The following is a 16,100-nucleotide window of genomic DNA, read 5'->3' on the forward strand; positions in this document are numbered from 1 at the left end:
CGGCCGCCGGGGCGCCACCGGCACCGCCGGTGCCCCCGGCGCCGCCGGCGGTCGCGGCGGCGCCGCTACCGGCGTCACCGCCGTTGCCGCCGAGGCCCCCGGCTCCGCCGTCGGGATGATCGGCCGTACCGGCACCACCGGCCCCACCGGTGCCGCCCTTGCCGCCGGCGCCGCTCTCGCCGGCATAGGGGTGGCCGAGCATGCCCCCGGCGCCGTCACCGCCGTCGCCACCATTACCGGCCGTGGCGGACCACGATCCGGCCGCACCGCCGTTTCCGCCGGCGCCCGCGGCCCGACCGTGGCTGGGGACACCGCCGTAGCCGCCGGCGCCCCCGTCGCCACCGCGGCCGCCGTTGCCGCCGTCGCCGTCCGGCGAACCGGCCAGGCCGTCACCGCCGTTACCACCCGGGGCACTGAAGCCTCCCGGCCCGGCGTTGCCCATGAACACCAGGTCGCCGGCATTGCCGGCGGCCCCGCCATCACCGCCGTTGCCGCCGCTGGGGTGATCCGCGGTGCCGGCGCCGCCGTTGCCGCCGTAACCGCCGGAGCCGCCCGGGCCGCCGAAGCCGGCCACCCCGTTTCCGCCGTCGCCGGCGTCACCGCCGCGGCCGCCGTCGCCGCCGCCGTTGCCCCAGCCACCGTCGCCGCCGTCCCCGCCGCGACCGCCGGCGCCGAACACGGAGATGGCGTCGCCGCCTAGCCCGCCGGTACCGCCGTCGCCCGCCGGGCCGGTGATGCTGTCCAAACCGTCTCCGCCCCAGCCGCCTTCGCCGCCGTTGCCGAGCAGCCAGCCGCCGGTCCCCCCGGCGCCGCCGTCGCCGCCGGCGCCGCCGTCGCCGCCCCAGCCGCCGTTGCCGATCATCTTCGCGTCGCCGCCGTCGCCGCCGGTCACCCCCGCGGCGATGTTCTCGTCGCTGCCCGCGCCGTAGCCGTTGCCGCCGTCACCGAACAGCCAACCGCCGTCACCGCCGTCGGGATGGTCGACGGTTCCGTCGACCCCATCGCAGATCAGGCCGCAGGCGCCGTCAAAAGCGAAGAGCGGGTTGATGATCGGGTCGATCAAGGCGCCGGGACCCATCATCCACAGCGTGCCCAGGTCGTGGATGGTGGCGTAGAGCTGATTCTGGACCAGCCCGGCGAAAACGACCTCCACGACCGATGTCCAGGTATAGATGTCGGTGCCCAGCTGGCCGAGATCCAGCGTGTCCCCGGCGGCCGCGCCCGGGTCGGCCAGCGCGAAATCGTCGAAGAACTGATCCAGCGAGAACAGGTCGTCGAAGTCGGCTCGGGCCGGCGCGGTGGCGACCGGGCTCAGCCCCAGCGCCAGGAACGTGCCAACCGATGTCGCGGCGCCCACCACGCGACTGCCGGGGCGATGGGTTCGATTCTCAGCGCGCTGACGGGGCATTCTCCGACTGTAACCAGGGCGACTCCCGTGCCACAACTGCGGACCTTAAATCGCTGCTCGTCAGTATCTGAGGATCGAATTGCCGGTAACAACCCGCACCCGCTGGGTGAACACTTGGCCATCGCAGGTGTATTTTTGTGCCGGTGTCGGCCGGCAATGGTTTCGGAGAGTTCCCAGGATTCGAGTCCTCGCTCGGCTGGCTGCTGGCGCCGGTGACGGTGCAGACCTTCCTCGAGGAGCTGTGGGGCGCCGCGCTGCACCACATCGGCCGGGACCGCGCCGACTACTTCGACCGGCTGTCACCGCTCGCGACGGCCGAGCAGCTGCTGGAGTCGCTGTGCACCGAGCCGTCCGCGGTGCGGCTGGTGCGCGGAGCCGATCATCTGGCGCCGCAGCAGTACACGCTCGCCGACGGCACCCTGGATCTGGGCCGCATCCACGCGGAGCTGGACAACGGCTACACGCTCATCTGCAACAACATCGAGAAGTACCTGCGCCCGATGTCGACGCTGGCCCACGGCGTCGAGGTCGAACTGAATTTCCCGACCCACGTCAACGCCTACGTCACCCCGCCGTCCGCCGTGGGTTTCCTGCCGCACTACGACCACCACGACGTGCTGGCGCTGCAGATCCGGGGCCACAAGACCTGGTACTTCTACGGCGACGAGCCGATTCCGCCGCACCTGATGCAGCAGCTGCACGAGGTCGATCCGGCCGGCCTGCCCGAGCCCAGCAGCCTGCGGCTGAGCGCCGGGGACACCCTGTATGTGCCTCGGGGACGGGTGCATTCGGCCGAGGCGACGTCGGAGTCGTCGGTCCATCTGACGGTGGGCATCCACGTGCCGACGGTGCTCACGCTGCTGACACACACGCTGCAGCTGTTGAGCCTGCGCGACGACGTCGTGCACACCCGGCTGCCCGCAAGGCATTTGGACGACCCACAGGTGCAAGCCGGCCTGGGCGCACTGGTCCGGGATGCGCTCGCCGCGGTCGAAACCCCCGCTGCCCTGGCGGAAGGCCTTGGCGCCATGCAGGATCTGCTGGTGCGCCGCGCCCGCTGCCCGGTGGTCGGACAGGTCGCCGACACCGTCGGGATCGATGCCGACACCCTGGTGGGCAAGCAGCAGCCGCTGTACTCCCGGGTGACCCGGACGGCGGACGGCGTCGGCCTGCAGTTCGCCCAGTTGATCGTCAGCGCCCGCCCGGATCATGAAGCCGCGATGCGGTTTCTGTCCGATGCCACCGAATCTTTCCGGGTCGGTGAACTACCCGGGCTGACTGCCGTCCAGCAGCTCGAGTTGGTCCGGAGCCTGATGATGAGCGGCTTTCTGGTGCGGGCGGCCGCCAGCGCACCATCGAGTCCATGAATGCGGATAATATTGGCCTTATGCTCCCGCATTCAGAGGATATTTCCAGGAGATGATCGCGATTTGAGGATTAGTATTCGACTACCACCCGGGTGAGGAAAGGCAGCAATGACGGAGCCGATCTGGATCGCTTCACCACCGGAGGTGCACTCGGCATTGCTGAGCAACGGTCCGGGCCCGGGCCCGCTGCTGGCGGCCGCCGGGATGTGGGAGGCGTTGAGCGCCGAATACACCGCGGTGGCACAGGAACTCTCCGCCATGCTCTCCGCGGTGCAGGCCGGATCCTGGCAGGGTCCCAGTGCGGAATCCTATGTGGCGGCGAATGTTCCGTATCTGGCCTGGCTGACCAAGGCCGGCGCCGACAGCATGACATTGGCCACCCAACACCAAACCGCCGCCACCGCCTACACGTCCGCGCTGGCCACCATGCCCACACTGGCCGAACTGGCTGCCAACCACGCCCTTCACGCGGTGCTGGTGGCGACGAACTTCTTCGGCGTCAACGCCATCCCGATCGCGCTCAACGAGGCCGACTACACCCGGATGTGGGTGCAGGCGGCCACCACGATGTCGACCTATCAGACGGTGGCGGGCGCCGCGGTGGCGTCCGCGCCGGCCGCGTCGACCGCCCCGACGGTGCTCAACCCCGATACCCCGCAGCACCGCGACCACCAGCACCGGTCCGACCAGGCGCCCACCCAGGACTTCGGCAACATCTACCAGGAGAGCTGGTGGACGACTCGGCTCGCCGAGATCAACGAGGCCATCCAGGCCGATCTTGCCGGCAACAACCCGCTCGTCAGCCTGATCAGCGACCCGGTGCTGATGACGATCGCGCCGCACTACGCGGGCGAGATCGTGCTGGGGATAGCGCCGGCCGTGACGTCGCTGACCGAGACCATGCTCGCGCTGGTCGCGCCCGCGTCACCACTGGCCGGCTTCGCCGGTGTCGCCGGACTGGCCGGCTTGGCCGGAAGCAACGTGCCGGCAACGCCGGCGCTGCCCGCCCCGGCTCCACCGGTGCCCGTCGTCGCCGCTCCGGCCGGCCTGGCGGCCCCGCCGGCCCCCGCGCCGGCGGCTCCGCCGGCTATGGCCCCGCCCACCCTGGCACCGGCGGCGACCGCCGGTGCCGGTGTCCCGGCGATGCCGCCGCCGATCACCGGCACCGAGTCGGCGGCATTGCCGTACCTGGTCGGCGGCGGACCGTCCTACGGTGCGCCGGCGAAGATGCGCGTCGCCGCGCCCGCGGCGGCCCAGCGGTCGCAGGCGCCCGCTGCCGCGGCGGCGACCACCGCGACGGCCAGTCAGGCGCGGCGACGCCGGCAGCGCGAGAGCCTGACCGATCCGGGCAACCGCTACGAATATCTCGACCAGGGCGACCGGGCCAGCGGCGCGGGCCGGCTGGGTTTCGCGGGCACCGTTCAGCGCGAGACGGGTTCTGCGGTAACGGGATTGACCACCCTGACCGACAGTATCGCGGGCCCGGCGGCGCCGATGCTGCCGCACACCTGGGAGATGCCCGACGACCCGGCGCCCGGCTGACCGGTCACTGGCCCAGCAGGCGCATCTTCTGCTCGTTGTACTCGTCGTTGGTGATCAACCCGCGATCGCGTAATTCGGCGAACTCGCGGATCTCGGCGGCGATGCCCATCGCCGTCGGCCCGGGGGCGGCACCCTCGCCGTCCCCGGGAGCGGCCGGCGCAGTGGTGGCCGCGGGCTGCGGCAGCTGGACTTTCGGCGCCGCGTCCGCGCCCCCGCGCCCACGACTGACCGAACCGGCCAGGGCGCTACCGCCCATGCCCGCGAGCGCCATCTGGCTGAAGGCACTGCCGGCGCCGGCCAGCGAACCGGCCGGTGCGGCGCCTACACCCGGGCCGGCCAGCGGCGTTGTGTAAGACAAAGTCTTGATCTCCGGGGCGTTGGCGGCCCAGCTGATCGGCACCGACAGTTTCCCCGCCGAGATCGCCTCCCCCATCGACGCCGACATCGACACCGTATTCGCCGATGACAGCGCATCGCCGATGAAGCCACCCGGTCGCGACGGGGTCAGCGGCGAGAACAGGTCGATGTTGTGCAGGATCTCGTACTCGACCTGTTCCAGCCGATCCTGCTGGTAGAGAATCTCCCGCGTGCTGGCGTCGGCCGCCATCCAGGCGCCCGAGGCCAGCACCAGCGAGACCACCTGCGCCGCGCTCAGCCCCGCGATGTCGCTGAGACTCGGCAGCGTGATCAGGTCCTCGAGGCCCTGTGCCGCCCCGGGCACCGTCGCCGCCGCCGCCTGCAGCATCGAGTTGTTCGGCGCTCCGAAGATCCCCGAGGCCAGCTCGCTCAGCAGCGATTGGACGTTCGACGACGACGAGGTGGCTTCGGCCGCCCCGGTCGCGGCGGCCTGACTGAGCGGTCCGGCCGGATTGCTGGTCTGCGGTGGCTGCTGGAAGGGCGGCAGCCCGGTCGCGGCGGCCGAGGCCGCGGCGTAGGAGTACATCGCGGCGGCGTCCTGCGCCCACATCTCGCCGTAGGCGGCCTCATTGGCGGCGATCGCCGCGGTGTTGGTGCCCAGCACGTTGGTGGCGACGAGCAGCAGCAGCTGCGCCCGGTTGGCGGCGACCACGGTAGGCGGCACCGTCGCACTGAACGCCGCCTCGTAGGCGGCGGCCGCGGCGGCCGCCTGCGCCGCCGTGTGGTCGACCTGCGCCGCGGTGGCGGCCATCCAACTCGCATACCGCGCCGCGGACTGCGCCAGCGCCAGCGACGCCGGTCCCAGCCAGGCCTGGCCGGTCAGCTCGGCGATCACCGACTCATACGAGGTGACCGCCGCATGCAGTTCCGCGGACAACGCGCCCCAGGCCGCGACGGCGGCCCGCATCGGGGCAGAACCGGGGCCGGTATAGATGCGCAGCGAGTTGACCTCCGGCGGCAGGGCAGCGTAATTCATCACTGACCCCCTCCCTGGGCGCGGGCCGATGTAGACCGGCGTGAGTGTATTTGTAGCCGAAAAGCTGCCGGCAGGCCGGGGATTGTGGATATGCGGAGGGCGGGTCCGGCGACCTGCTGGGATGCCGGTCACAGCCGCACGCTGCGATAACATGCGCGCGTGCGGATGCTGATCACCGCGTTGCGCGACCTGCAGTGGCGGCTGCGCCGGTTCATCGTCGCCGCCGTCGGCACCGCGATGGTGTTCGCCCTGACCCTGGTGCTAGCCGGACTGACCCACGGCTTCCGGGTCGAGGCCGAGCACGTCGTCGACTCACTGGGCATCGACAGCTACCTGATCCAGACGGCCGCGGTCGGTCCGTTCATGGGCTCGTCACGGTTCCCGCAGAAAGAGGCCGGGGATGTCGCCGCGATCTCCGGTGTCGAGGCGGCGCTGCCGGTGGTCTACGGCAACACCATCCTGCAGGACGGCGAGTCGCCGCTGAACGTCAATGTCTACGGGGTGCCCAAGGCCGCGATGCCGCCGATCACCGCGGGGCGCGCACCGACCGAGCCCAACGAGATCGCGATGTCGGCCACGCTGAAGCGCGCCGTCGGCGATGACGTCGAACTGGGCGCGGGCAAGCTGCGCATCGTCGGGCTGGTGGGGAAGTCGACGACGCTGGCCGGGCAGCCCAACGCCTTCCTGACCGTGGCGGGCGCACAGCGGCTGATGTATTCCGGGCAGCCGGTGGCCTCGGCGATCGGCCTGCGGGGCACCCCGGCCGAGGTGCCGGAGGGCTACCGGGTGGTCGATCGGGCCGCCGCCGTCGACGACATGGTGCGCCCGCTGGCCGGGGCACAGATGGCGCTGTCGTACATGTCGGTGCTGCTGTGGGGCGTCGCCGCGCTGATCGTGGGCTCGCTGATCTACCTCTCGGCGCTGGAGCGCACCCGCGACTTCGCGGTGTTCAAGGCGCTGGGGGTCACCACCGGGATGGTGCTGGCCGGGCTGGCGCTGCAGGCGGTGGCCGTGGCGGTGGCCGCGGCGGTGCTCGGCGGGGCGCTGGCCGTGGCGATCGGCCCGCTGTTCCCGATGCTGGTGGCGGTGACCACCTCGTCGTTCGCGCTGCTGGTGCTGACCGCGGTGGGCATCGGGCTGCTGGCCAGCCTGGCCGGCCTGCGGCACGCGGTGGCCGTCGACCCGGTGCTGGCGTTCGGGGGGCCGTAGGCCATGGGAGACCTGCGGATCAACGATCTGGTCATCGAATACGCCACCGGCAGCGGCGAACCGATCCGGCCGATCCACGGCTTGAGCCTGGAGATTCCGGCCGGCTCACTGGTGGTCGTCCTCGGGCCCAGTGGCTGCGGCAAGACCACCCTGCTGTCGTGTCTGGGCGGCATCCTCAGCCCGACCAGCGGCCAGATCCGGTTCGGCGCCACCGAGGTCACCGCGTTGAGCCGCCGGGAAATCACCTCCTACCGGCGCCGCACCGTCGGTATCGTGTTCCAGGCGTTCAACCTGGTGCCGAGCCTGACCGCGCTGGAGAACGTGATGGTGCCGATGTGGGCGGCCGGCTGGACGCAGTGGTCGGCCACCGAACGCGCCCGGGACCTGCTCACCCGCGTCGGACTGGCCGACCGGACCCACCACCGGCCCGGCCAGCTCAGCGGCGGACAGCAGCAACGGGTTGCGGTGGCGCGGGCCCTGGCACTGGACCCGCCACTGATCCTGGCCGACGAACCCACTGCGCAACTGGACTTCGTCCGGGCCGGCGAGGTCGTGCAACTGTTGCGGGTGCTCGCCGCCGGGGACCGCGTCGTGGTGGTGGCCACCCACGACACCCGGATCGTGCCGCTGGCCGACATCGTCATCCAGCTCTCACCCACCGCCACGCCGGCGCGGGCCCAGCAGGCGCCGGTGCGACTGGGGCCCGGCGCAGTGCTGCTGGAGCAGGGCACCGTGGAGGACCTGATCTACGTCGTCACCGAGGGCGAGGTGGAGATCGCGCCGGAGTCCTCCGGGAGCGGCGGCGGCCTGCTCAAGATCGGCAAACCGGACAACTACGCCGGCCAACTCGGGCCGATGGTCCGTATCCCCCGCTCGGCGACGGTCCGTGCGCCCCGCGAGGCGACCGTGGTGAGCTACACCGTCGAGGCGTTCCGCCAACAGTTCGGCCAGCCGCCGCCTGACGTTTCTAACGAACCCGCATCAACCTGATCGGTGGCGCGGCGTGCCTGACCAACCGCGACGCGGGCCGGGAAATAATGGCCGTCATGGCTGATGTGACCCGCCGGGCTGCGTTGCGCCTTGGGGTCGGTGCCGCGGGGGCTGCGGGCCTGTTCGGAGCGGGTGTGGGGCGGCAGCCGGCCGTGTCGCGGGCCACCGGGAACGCCTATCCCACCCGAGAATCCGGGTCGTTCGTGTCCGCGGCCCGCGGCGGGGTGGAGACCAACTGGATCATCGCCCGGCCGCCCGGGCAGACCGCGCCGCTGCGCCCGGTGATCGCGCTGCACTGCAAGGACGCCGACGCCGCCTGGGTGATGGAGCTCGGCGTCGAGGAGGAGTTGGCGAAGCTGACCGCGTCGGGGCGGCCGCCGTTCGCCGTGGTGGCCGTCGACGGCGGCAACAGCTACTGGCGCCCACACGGCTCCGGCGAGGACGCCGGGGCGATGGTGCTGGGCGAGCTGATCCCGATGCTGGCCGACAAGGGCATCGACACCTCGCGGGTCGGGTTCATGGGCTGGTCGATGGGCGGCTACGGCGCGATGCTGCTGGGCACCCGGCTGGGCCCGGCGCGGACCGCCGGAATCTGCGCGATCAGCCCGGCGATCTACATGACCTACTTCGGCGCGCCGGCCGGGGCGTTCGACAGTGTCGACGACTGGCGGACGAACTCGCCGTTCACCCTGGTGCCGCAGCTGGCCCACATCCCGCTGCGGGTGGATTGCGGCACGTCGGACAGCTTCTACTACGCGACCCGAAGCTTCGTCGGACAGCTGAATCCACCGCCGGCGGGCGGATTCTCACCGGGCGGGCACGACGTGTCCTACTGGCGGGCCCAACTGCCCGCCCAGTTGGCCTGGCTGGATTCCTGAGTTCGAGCGGTCGCCGTCGAACCGGGTCAGCGTTGACCGGGTTGGTCAGACGATTCCCGGACGCTACCGCGCGAACCGCCGTAACCGCAGGCTGTTGGTCACCACCAGCACCGACGACGCGGCCATCGCCGCACCGGCGATCATCGGGTTGAGCAACCCCGCCGCCGCCAGCGGAATCGCGGCGACGTTGTAGCCGAACGCCCAGACGAGGTTCTGCCGGATGATGCTCAGCGTGCGCGCCGAGAGCCGCAGCGCGGTAGGGACGGTGCCCAGGTCACCGCGGACCAGGGTCAGGTCGCCGGCCTCGATGGCGGCGTCGGTGCCGGTGCCCATCGCCATCCCGATGTCGGCGGTGGCCAGCGCGACCGAGTCGTTGACGCCGTCGCCGACCATCGCCACCCGCCGGCCCTGCGCCTGCAGCTGCTTGACGGCGTCGGCCTTGTCGGTGGGCAGCACGTTGGCGATGACATCGGCCGGGTCGATCCCCACCTCGCCGGCGACCTTGCGGGCCACGGCCGCGCCGTCGCCGGTGAGCAGCATCGGGGTGATGCCCATGGCCTTGAGCTCCGCCACGGCCGCGGCGCTGCTCGATCGCACGGTGTCGGTCAGCGTGATCGTCCCCCGGGTCCGGCCGTCCCAGCAGACCTCGACGGCGGTCCCGGTCTCATGGGCGGCCGCCGATCGGGTGACCTCGACGCGCACCCCGTCGACCACCCCGCTCACCCCGTGCCCGGTCCGGCTGGCGAACTCGCTCACCCGCCCGATCGGCAGCCCGGCCGCTTTGGCACCGGCCACGATCGCCGCGGCGATCGGATGCTCGGAACCGGATTCGACGGCGGCGGCGCGCGCCAGCACGGTGTCGGGGTTCTCGCCGCGGTCGACCGCGAGGCCGCCGACGGCCATCACGCCGGTGGTGATCGTTCCGGTCTTGTCGAACACGACGGTGTCGATGTCCTTGACGGCCTCGAGGACCTGCGGGTTCTTGATCAGAATGCCCAGCTGCGCGCCGCGGCCGGTGCCGACCAGGATGGCCGTCGGGGTGGCCAGCCCCAGCGCGCAGGGGCAGGCGATGATCAGCACGGCCACCGCGGCGGTGAACGCCGCCGCGGCGGATTGCCCGGCCACCAGCCACCCGGCGAGGGTGAGCGCGGCGATCACCAGCACCACCGGCACGAACACCGCCGACACCCGGTCGGCCAGCCGCTGGATCGACGCCTTGCCGGCCTGGGCGTCGGTGACCAGCTTGGCCATCCGGGCCAGCTGGGTGTCGGCGCCCACCTTGGTGGCGCGGACCAGCACCAGTCCGGTGGTGTTGAGAGAGCCGCCCAGTACCGGGTCGCCTTCGGAGACGTCGACGGGCAGGGACTCACCGGTCATCGCCGAGGTGTCCAGCGCGGTGGCGCCGTCGATGACGATGCCGTCGGTGGCGATGCGCTCGCCCGGCCGGACCACGACGACATCGCCCACCCGCAGGTCGGCGACCGGCACACGGGTCTCCTTCAGCCCGTCCGGGCCGCGCCGCATCACCGCGGCGTCCTTGGCGCCGAGTTCCAGCAGTTCGCGTAGCGCCGCGCCCGCCGACCGTTTGGCGTGCGCCTCGGCGTAGCGGCCGGTCAGCAGGAAGACGGTTACCACCGCCGCCACCTCGAAATACAAGTGGCCGGCCCCGGTGAGGACCGCGACCGCCGACCACACGAAGGCCGCCACGGTGCCCAGCGACACCAGGGTGTCCATGGTGGCGGCGCCATGGGCGGCGTTGGCCAGCGCGGCACGGTGGAACGGGTAGCCGCCCCACACCACGATCGGGACCGTCAGCGCGAAGACCACCCAGCCCCAGCCGCTGAACTGCCAGGCCGGCACCATCGACAGCGCCACCACCGGCGCGGCCAGCAGCGCCGAACCGATCAGCCGGGGACGCAGTTGCCCGGCCGGCACGTCTGCGTGTTCGGCCGGGTGCTCGTGCGCTGCACCGATCACCGCGGCCTGGTAGCCGGCCGATTCCACGGCCCGCAGCAGCTCATCGGCCGAGACGGTGTCGTCATGCTCGACGTGGGCGCGCTCCACCGCCAAATTCACCGTGGCGTGCACCCCGTCGAGCGCGTTCAGGCCGCGCTCCACCCGCGCCGCGCACGACGCACAGGTCATCCCGCGTAGTTCCAGGTCGGTGGTGATCACCCCGCCGATGATACCCCCGCGGGGTATACGGGCTCGGATCGGCGACGGGCCCGGCGCAGCCGCGCCGTACCGATCACCGCCAGCACACCGGCGGCCGTGGCCAACAGCAGCGCCAGCAGCAACATGCGCGGCTGGTAGGTCACCGAGGTGGTGGCCGGTTCACCGTCGATCACCGGCGCGACCAGGACCAGGTAGCGAACGCGCGCCCAACTCACCGCGCAACCCAGCGCGGCGGCGCCGGCCAGGATGAGCTCGAGACACCCCCGGACCACCGGAGTGCTCACCATGACGATTCTTCGGCGTCGTCGTCGACGTCGGGCCGGGTGAGCTCGCCGGGCGGAATCGCCTCTGGAAGCAATTCGGTCAGCGCGGCACGCAGCCTGCGGTGATCCCGCGCCCAGGCCTGCACTGTGCGGCGCCCGCTCAGCCGCAGTCCGATGCCCACCCGACGGCGTGGCACCCCGCTCAACTCGCCCAGCGCCCGGGATTCCTGCCACTTCTCCGGTTGGGCTTTGCCCCAGCCGGTCGGCCGCTTGGCCTCGGGGTAGATCATGACGATCTCGGCGAGCCGCAGGGTTTCGGTGCCCTGCCGCAGCGTGTCCCGGGTGAGCTCGACGGAGGTGTGGATCCGCGCCGCCTTCACCTGAATGGCGAGCATGCCGGAGACCAGCGCCATCATGATGACCGGGATCAGCGGCTGGAACTCACCGCCGCCGGAGTTCTGGATCAGCAGCAACAGTGCGCCGGCGAGCGGGCCGAACAGCACCCAATACCAGCTGGCACCGCATTCGAAGAACAGCGGTGCGGGCGGTGCCGTCGGCTCGGGTTCAGACATGTCGGGTCAGCCTAACGTGGCGCTGGGCCGCCCGGTGCGCGACCAGAACTCTCAGGCCGTCGCCCAGCCCAGCAGCTCCTCGACCGGCCAGGTGTTGACGATCCGCTCGGTCGCAATCTCGGCGTCAAGCGCGCGCTGGGCACCGAAGCCGAGGAAGTCGAGCTGCCCGGGAGCATGCGCGTCGGTGTCGATACTGAACAGACACCCCAACTCGTGTGCGAGATGCAGCAGCCGGGTGGGTGGGTCCCGTCGTTCCGGGCGGCAGTTGATCTCCACCGCCGTGTTGTGCTCGCGACAGGCGGTGAACACCGCCTCAGCGTCGAACTGCGACTCCGGCCGCCGGCCGCGCCCACCGGTCACCAGCCGCCCGGTGCAGTGCCCGAGCACGTTGACCCGCGGATCGGAGACCGCGCGTACCATCCGCCGCGTCATCGCGCCCGACTCCATCGCCAGCTTGGAGTGCACGCTGGCCACCACGATGTCGAGTCGCTCCAGTAACTCCGGTTCCTGATCCAGGCTGCCGTCGTCGAGGATGTCGACCTCGATGCCGGTCAGGATCCGCAGCGGCGCAAACTGCTCCCGCAGCCCGTCGATCACCTCGAGTTGGTGGCGTAGCCGCTGCGGCGAGAGCCCGTTGGCGATGGTCAGCCGCGGCGAATGATCGGTCAGCGCGCAATAGTCATGACCCAGTGCCGCCGCGGTGGTCATCATCTCCTCGATCGGCGCTGAGCCGTCCGACCAGTCCGAATGCAGATGCAAGTCACCGCGCAACGCCGCGCGCAACACCCCACCACCCAGATCCGCCGCCTCGTCGCGCAACCGCAGCAGGGCGTCGGGCACAGCGCCGGCCCAGGCCTGCGCGATCACCGCGGCGGTCTTCGGTCCGATCCCCGGCAGGGACTGCCAGCTCTCGGCCACGCCGTGACGGCGCCGCTCATCGTCGCCCAGCGCCTCGATGACGTCGGCGGCGCGGCGGTAGGCCATCACCCGACGCGGGTCCTCACGGGCCCGGTCTTTGTAGAACGCGATCTGGCGCAGCGCCTCCACCGGATCCATCACCCCAGTCTGCCGTGAGCGCGACCCCGCTCGAGGGGAAGCGGTCGTGTGCACGGCTAGCGGGTCAGGTACTCCTGGGCGTCGGAGCGGTGCAGCAGGAACATCCCGGCGGCGATCAGCACCGATCCGACGATGCCGGTGACCGCGACGGTCACCGCGACCGCCGGCCGCGCATCGGGATGTGTCAGCCCGCTCATCGCGTACGCCACCGACGCGATCGCCCCGCCGGTCAGCACGGTGCGGGCCCACCGGTACCCGGAGCGCATCAGCACCAGGAAGGTCGCCACCACCACGACCATCACCAACGCGGTCAGACCGATGATCGGGTAAGTCACCGGCAGCTCGGCGAATTCCGGGGCAGCCAGCAGGCTCACCACGTATCCGATCGTCATCAACGGCAGGGCGGCCAGCCACAGCCAGAACCCGGTCTCGACATCGGCGGGCCGGGTCGCCGCCGGTGGCTGCGACCCGACATCCGGACCCGTCATGCCAGCCAGCCCGCCGCTTCGGCCGCCCAGTAGCTCAGCACGATGTCAGCACCGGCGCGCCGGATGCCGATCAGCGACTCGAGCGCGGCGGCCCGCCCGTCGATCCAGCCGTTGGCGGCGGCCGCGGCGATCATCGCGTACTCCCCGGACACCTGGTAGGCGGCGACCGGGACCGGCGAGAGATCCGCCGCAGCCGCGATCACATCCAGGTAGCTCATGGCGGGTTTGACCATGACGATATCGGCGCCCTGGGCGAGGTCGAGGGCTACCTCGCGCAGTGCCTCGCGGGCATTGCCCGGTTCCTGCTGGTAGCTGCGGCGGTCGCCTTGCAGACTGGAGGCGACCGCGTCGCGGAACGGGCCGTAGAACGCTGACGCGAATTTCGCCGCGTAAGCCAGGATCACCACGTCGCTGTGCCCGGCCGCGTCCAGCCCGTCGCGGATGGCGGCGACCTGGCCGTCCATCATCCCACTGGGACTGACCACGTGTGCGCCGGAATCCGCTTGCGCCAACGCCAGTTCCACATAGCGGTCCACCGTCGCGTCGTTGTCGACCCGGCCGCGGTCGTCGAGCACGCCGCAGTGGCCGTGGTCGGTGAACTCATCCAGGCAGGTGTCGGCCATCAGCACGGTGGCGTCCCCGAGATCGGCAGCCAGCTCCCGCAACGCGGTGTTGAGGATCCCATCCGGGTCGATGCCCGCAGCGCCGGTGGCGTCCTTGTCCGCCTCGGCCGGAACGCCGAACAGCATCAGGCCACCCACCCCGGCGGTCACCGCGTCGGCGGCCGCGGCCCGCAGCGAATCCCGGGTGTGCTGATACACCCCCGGCATGGAAGGGATGGGGCGAGCGTCGGTTATCCCGTCGGCGACGAACATCGGCAACACCAGATGCCGCGGCTCCAAAGAGGTCTCGGCCGCCAGGCGACGCAGCGCCGGCGTGGACCGCAGCCGGCGCGGACGCTCGATCATGCGCTGACGCTGCGGTGAGGGCGGATGCTACTCGCACTTCTCCGCCGTGGACGCAGCGCCACCGTGAGCCAGGTCATCGCCGCACTCGCAATCAGCGCCGGCGACTCTTCTTACGCGGCGGCGGCAGGGCGCCCTCGGCACGCAACCGGGCGGCGTGCTCGGCCAGCGCGTCGACCAGCGGACCGACTGCGGCCGTCTCCGGCTGCACGTCGACGCGCAACCCGAATTCCGCTGCCGTCTCGGCTGTCTTGGGGCCGATGCAGGCCACGATCGTGCGGGCGTGCGGCTTGCCGGCGATGCCGACCAGGTTGCGCACCGTGGAACTCGACGTGAAGCACACCGCGTCGAATCCGCCGGTCTTGATCATCTCCCGGATGGTCGCCGGCGGCGGTGCGGCCCGCACCGTGCGGTAAGCGGTGACGTCCTCGATCTCCCAGCCCCGCTCACGCAGCCCCTCGGCCAGCGTCTCGGTGGCGATGTCGGCGCGCGGCAGCAGCACCCGGTTGACCGGGTCGAAAACGTCGTCGTAGGGCGGGAATTCATCCAGCAGGCCCAGCGAGGACTGCTCCCCGGCGGGCACCAGCTCCGGGCTGATCCCGAACGCCCGGACCCGCTCGGCGGTCGCTTCGCCGACACAGGCGATCTTCACCCCGGAGAACGCGCGGGCGTCCAGGCCGAACTCACCGAACTTCTCCCACACCGCACGTACCGCGTTGGTCGAGGTGAACACCACCCACTGGTAGCGGCCGTCGACCAAACCCTTGACGGCCCTTTCCATCTGGGCGGGGCTGCGCGGCGGCTCCACGGCGATGGTGGGCACCTCGACAGGCGAGGCACCGTGCCCGACCAGCTTGTCGCTCATCTCGCCGGCCTGATCCTTGGTGCGCGGTACCAGCACCGTCCAGCCGTACAGCGCGCGGCTCTCCCACCAGTTGAGCTTGGCCCGGTTGTTCACCGTCTTGCCGATGGTCACCACCAGCGGACCGGCGGCGGTCTCCTGACCGTTGGGCAGGATGACCGGGTCGATACTGGCCAGCGACGCCGGGTCGGTCAGCGCGCTGAGGCTGGCCTCCACCGAGCGCTGTGCGCAGGTGGTGCCCGAGGTAGTGACCACGCACGGGGTGGCGTCGGCGAGGCCGTATTCGATCAGCGTGCGGGCCGCCTCGGGCAGGTGCGAGGTGGTGGCCTGCAGGATCAGCGGGCCCGGGGCCGCAGCCAGGGCGGCCCAGTCGACGTGCGGGTCGCGGACATCGGCGACGGTGTGCGACGAGCCGAGCGGCAGGCCGGCGTAGGTGGGCACCGCGCTGGTCGCGGGCAGCCCCGGCACGATCTCGAACTGCACGGTGGTGCGGGCTACCGCATTGACCTCGGTGATGACGGAGTCGACGGACAGCGGGTCGCCGGCCACCAGACGCACCACGTCGGCGCCCGAGCGTGCCTCGGCGGTCAGGGTCTTGGCCACCTCGGCCGGTTCGCCCAGCGCGGGACGGATGTCGGGCCCGCCCGGGACGATCGCGGCGGCGGCTTCGGCGTCGGCGCCGTCATCGGCGGTGCCGGTCTTGTCCGCCTTGGGGTCCGGCAGCGCCGGCCCGGCGATCGGGGGCAGGTCCGTGCCGACCAGCCCCAGCACCGCCTCGGGCACGTCGGGGTCGACGAACACCAGCGCGGCGTTCGTCAGCGCCGTCCGCGCCCGCGCCGTCAGCAGGCCCGGGTCGCCAGGACCCGAACCGACGAACACAATGCGGCCCGGCTTGGGCTTCTGCCCTCGCACGCTCACTTGGCGAGCCATTC

General features: G+C 71.6%; 14 protein-coding genes. 5 read left to right on the top strand and 9 right to left on the bottom strand.

The genetic code is table 11. The features are described from left to right. On the bottom strand, window positions 1-1,408 hold a 1,408-nt coding region (locus ACAG20_RS14045), incomplete at its 3' end, for a PGRS repeat-containing protein (protein ID WP_370492970.1). Window positions 1,409-1,545: 137 nt separating this feature from the next. Here ACAG20_RS14045 and ACAG20_RS14050 point away from each other — a divergent pair. Both ACAG20_RS14050 and ACAG20_RS14055 read left to right on the top strand, forming a co-directional pair. After that, a complete protein-coding gene (locus tag ACAG20_RS14050; protein WP_370492971.1) occupies window positions 1,546-2,775 on the top strand; it encodes a JmjC domain-containing protein in 1,230 nt (409 codons plus the stop codon). Window positions 2,776-2,883: 108 nt separating this feature from the next. After that, window positions 2,884-4,317 (top strand): PPE domain-containing protein, encoded by a 1,434-nt coding sequence (locus ACAG20_RS14055; protein WP_370492972.1) that lies wholly within the window; start codon window positions 2,884-2,886, stop codon window positions 4,315-4,317. A gap of 4 nt (window positions 4,318-4,321) precedes the next feature. Here ACAG20_RS14055 and ACAG20_RS14060 read toward each other — a convergent pair whose 3' ends face one another. After that, entirely contained in the window at window positions 4,322-5,710 is a 1,389-nt protein-coding gene (locus ACAG20_RS14060) for a PPE domain-containing protein (protein WP_370492973.1), read from the bottom strand. 165 nt (window positions 5,711-5,875) lie between these two features. On the opposite strand from ACAG20_RS14060, the gene ACAG20_RS14065 reads away from it, so the two are divergent. Genes ACAG20_RS14065 through ACAG20_RS14075 form a run of 3 tightly spaced genes read left to right on the top strand, consistent with a single transcriptional unit; the run spans window position 5,876 to window position 8,787 of the window. After that, entirely contained in the window at window positions 5,876-6,919 is a 1,044-nt protein-coding gene (locus tag ACAG20_RS14065; RefSeq protein WP_083037781.1) for an ABC transporter permease, read from the top strand. A 3-nt stretch (window positions 6,920-6,922) separates the two neighbouring features. After that, complete coding sequence (locus ACAG20_RS14070) at window positions 6,923-7,909, top strand: ATP-binding cassette domain-containing protein (protein WP_112687464.1); 987 nt, start codon at window positions 6,923-6,925, stop codon at window positions 7,907-7,909. 47 nt (window positions 7,910-7,956) lie between these two features. Continuing rightward, window positions 7,957-8,787, top strand: a complete 831-nt coding sequence (locus tag ACAG20_RS14075) for an alpha/beta hydrolase (protein WP_370492974.1) — start codon at window positions 7,957-7,959, stop codon at window positions 8,785-8,787. Window positions 8,788-8,850: 63 nt separating this feature from the next. On the opposite strand, the gene ACAG20_RS14080 is transcribed toward ACAG20_RS14075, so the two are convergent. The 7 genes from ACAG20_RS14080 to ACAG20_RS14110 all read right to left on the bottom strand — a co-directional run bounded on the left by ACAG20_RS14080 (window position 8,851) and on the right by ACAG20_RS14110 (window position 16,098). Continuing rightward, entirely contained in the window at window positions 8,851-10,932 is a 2,082-nt protein-coding gene (locus ACAG20_RS14080) for a heavy metal translocating P-type ATPase (protein ID WP_370493119.1), read from the bottom strand. A gap of 26 nt (window positions 10,933-10,958) precedes the next feature. Then, complete coding sequence (locus ACAG20_RS14085) at window positions 10,959-11,249, bottom strand: hypothetical protein (protein ID WP_370492975.1); 291 nt, start codon at window positions 11,247-11,249, stop codon at window positions 10,959-10,961. Continuing rightward, window positions 11,243-11,797, bottom strand: a complete 555-nt coding sequence (locus tag ACAG20_RS14090) for a hypothetical protein (protein ID WP_370492976.1) — start codon at window positions 11,795-11,797, stop codon at window positions 11,243-11,245. Before ACAG20_RS14090 ends, ACAG20_RS14085 begins: the two co-directional genes overlap by 7 nt. A 51-nt stretch (window positions 11,798-11,848) precedes the next feature. Next, a complete protein-coding gene (locus ACAG20_RS14095) occupies window positions 11,849-12,853 on the bottom strand; it encodes a PHP domain-containing protein (RefSeq protein WP_112687470.1) in 1,005 nt (334 codons plus the stop codon). A gap of 56 nt (window positions 12,854-12,909) precedes the next feature. After that, entirely contained in the window at window positions 12,910-13,341 is a 432-nt protein-coding gene (locus tag ACAG20_RS14100; protein ID WP_370492977.1) for a hypothetical protein, read from the bottom strand. Further along, window positions 13,338-14,309: a porphobilinogen synthase gene (hemB, locus tag ACAG20_RS14105; protein WP_370492978.1), complete on the bottom strand. Its 972-nt coding sequence runs from the start codon at window positions 14,307-14,309 to the stop codon at window positions 13,338-13,340. Before hemB ends, ACAG20_RS14100 begins: the two co-directional genes overlap by 4 nt. A 91-nt stretch (window positions 14,310-14,400) precedes the next feature. Continuing rightward, the gene (locus ACAG20_RS14110; protein WP_370492979.1) at window positions 14,401-16,098 is read right to left on the bottom strand and encodes a uroporphyrinogen-III synthase; all 1,698 of its coding nucleotides are present in this window, start codon (window positions 16,096-16,098) and stop codon (window positions 14,401-14,403) included. Between the last annotated feature and the right edge of the window lie 2 nt (window positions 16,099-16,100).

Source organism: Mycobacterium sp. pW045 (assembly GCF_041287085.1).
GTDB classification, from domain to species: Bacteria; Actinomycetota; Actinomycetes; order Mycobacteriales; family Mycobacteriaceae; genus Mycobacterium; species Mycobacterium algericum_A.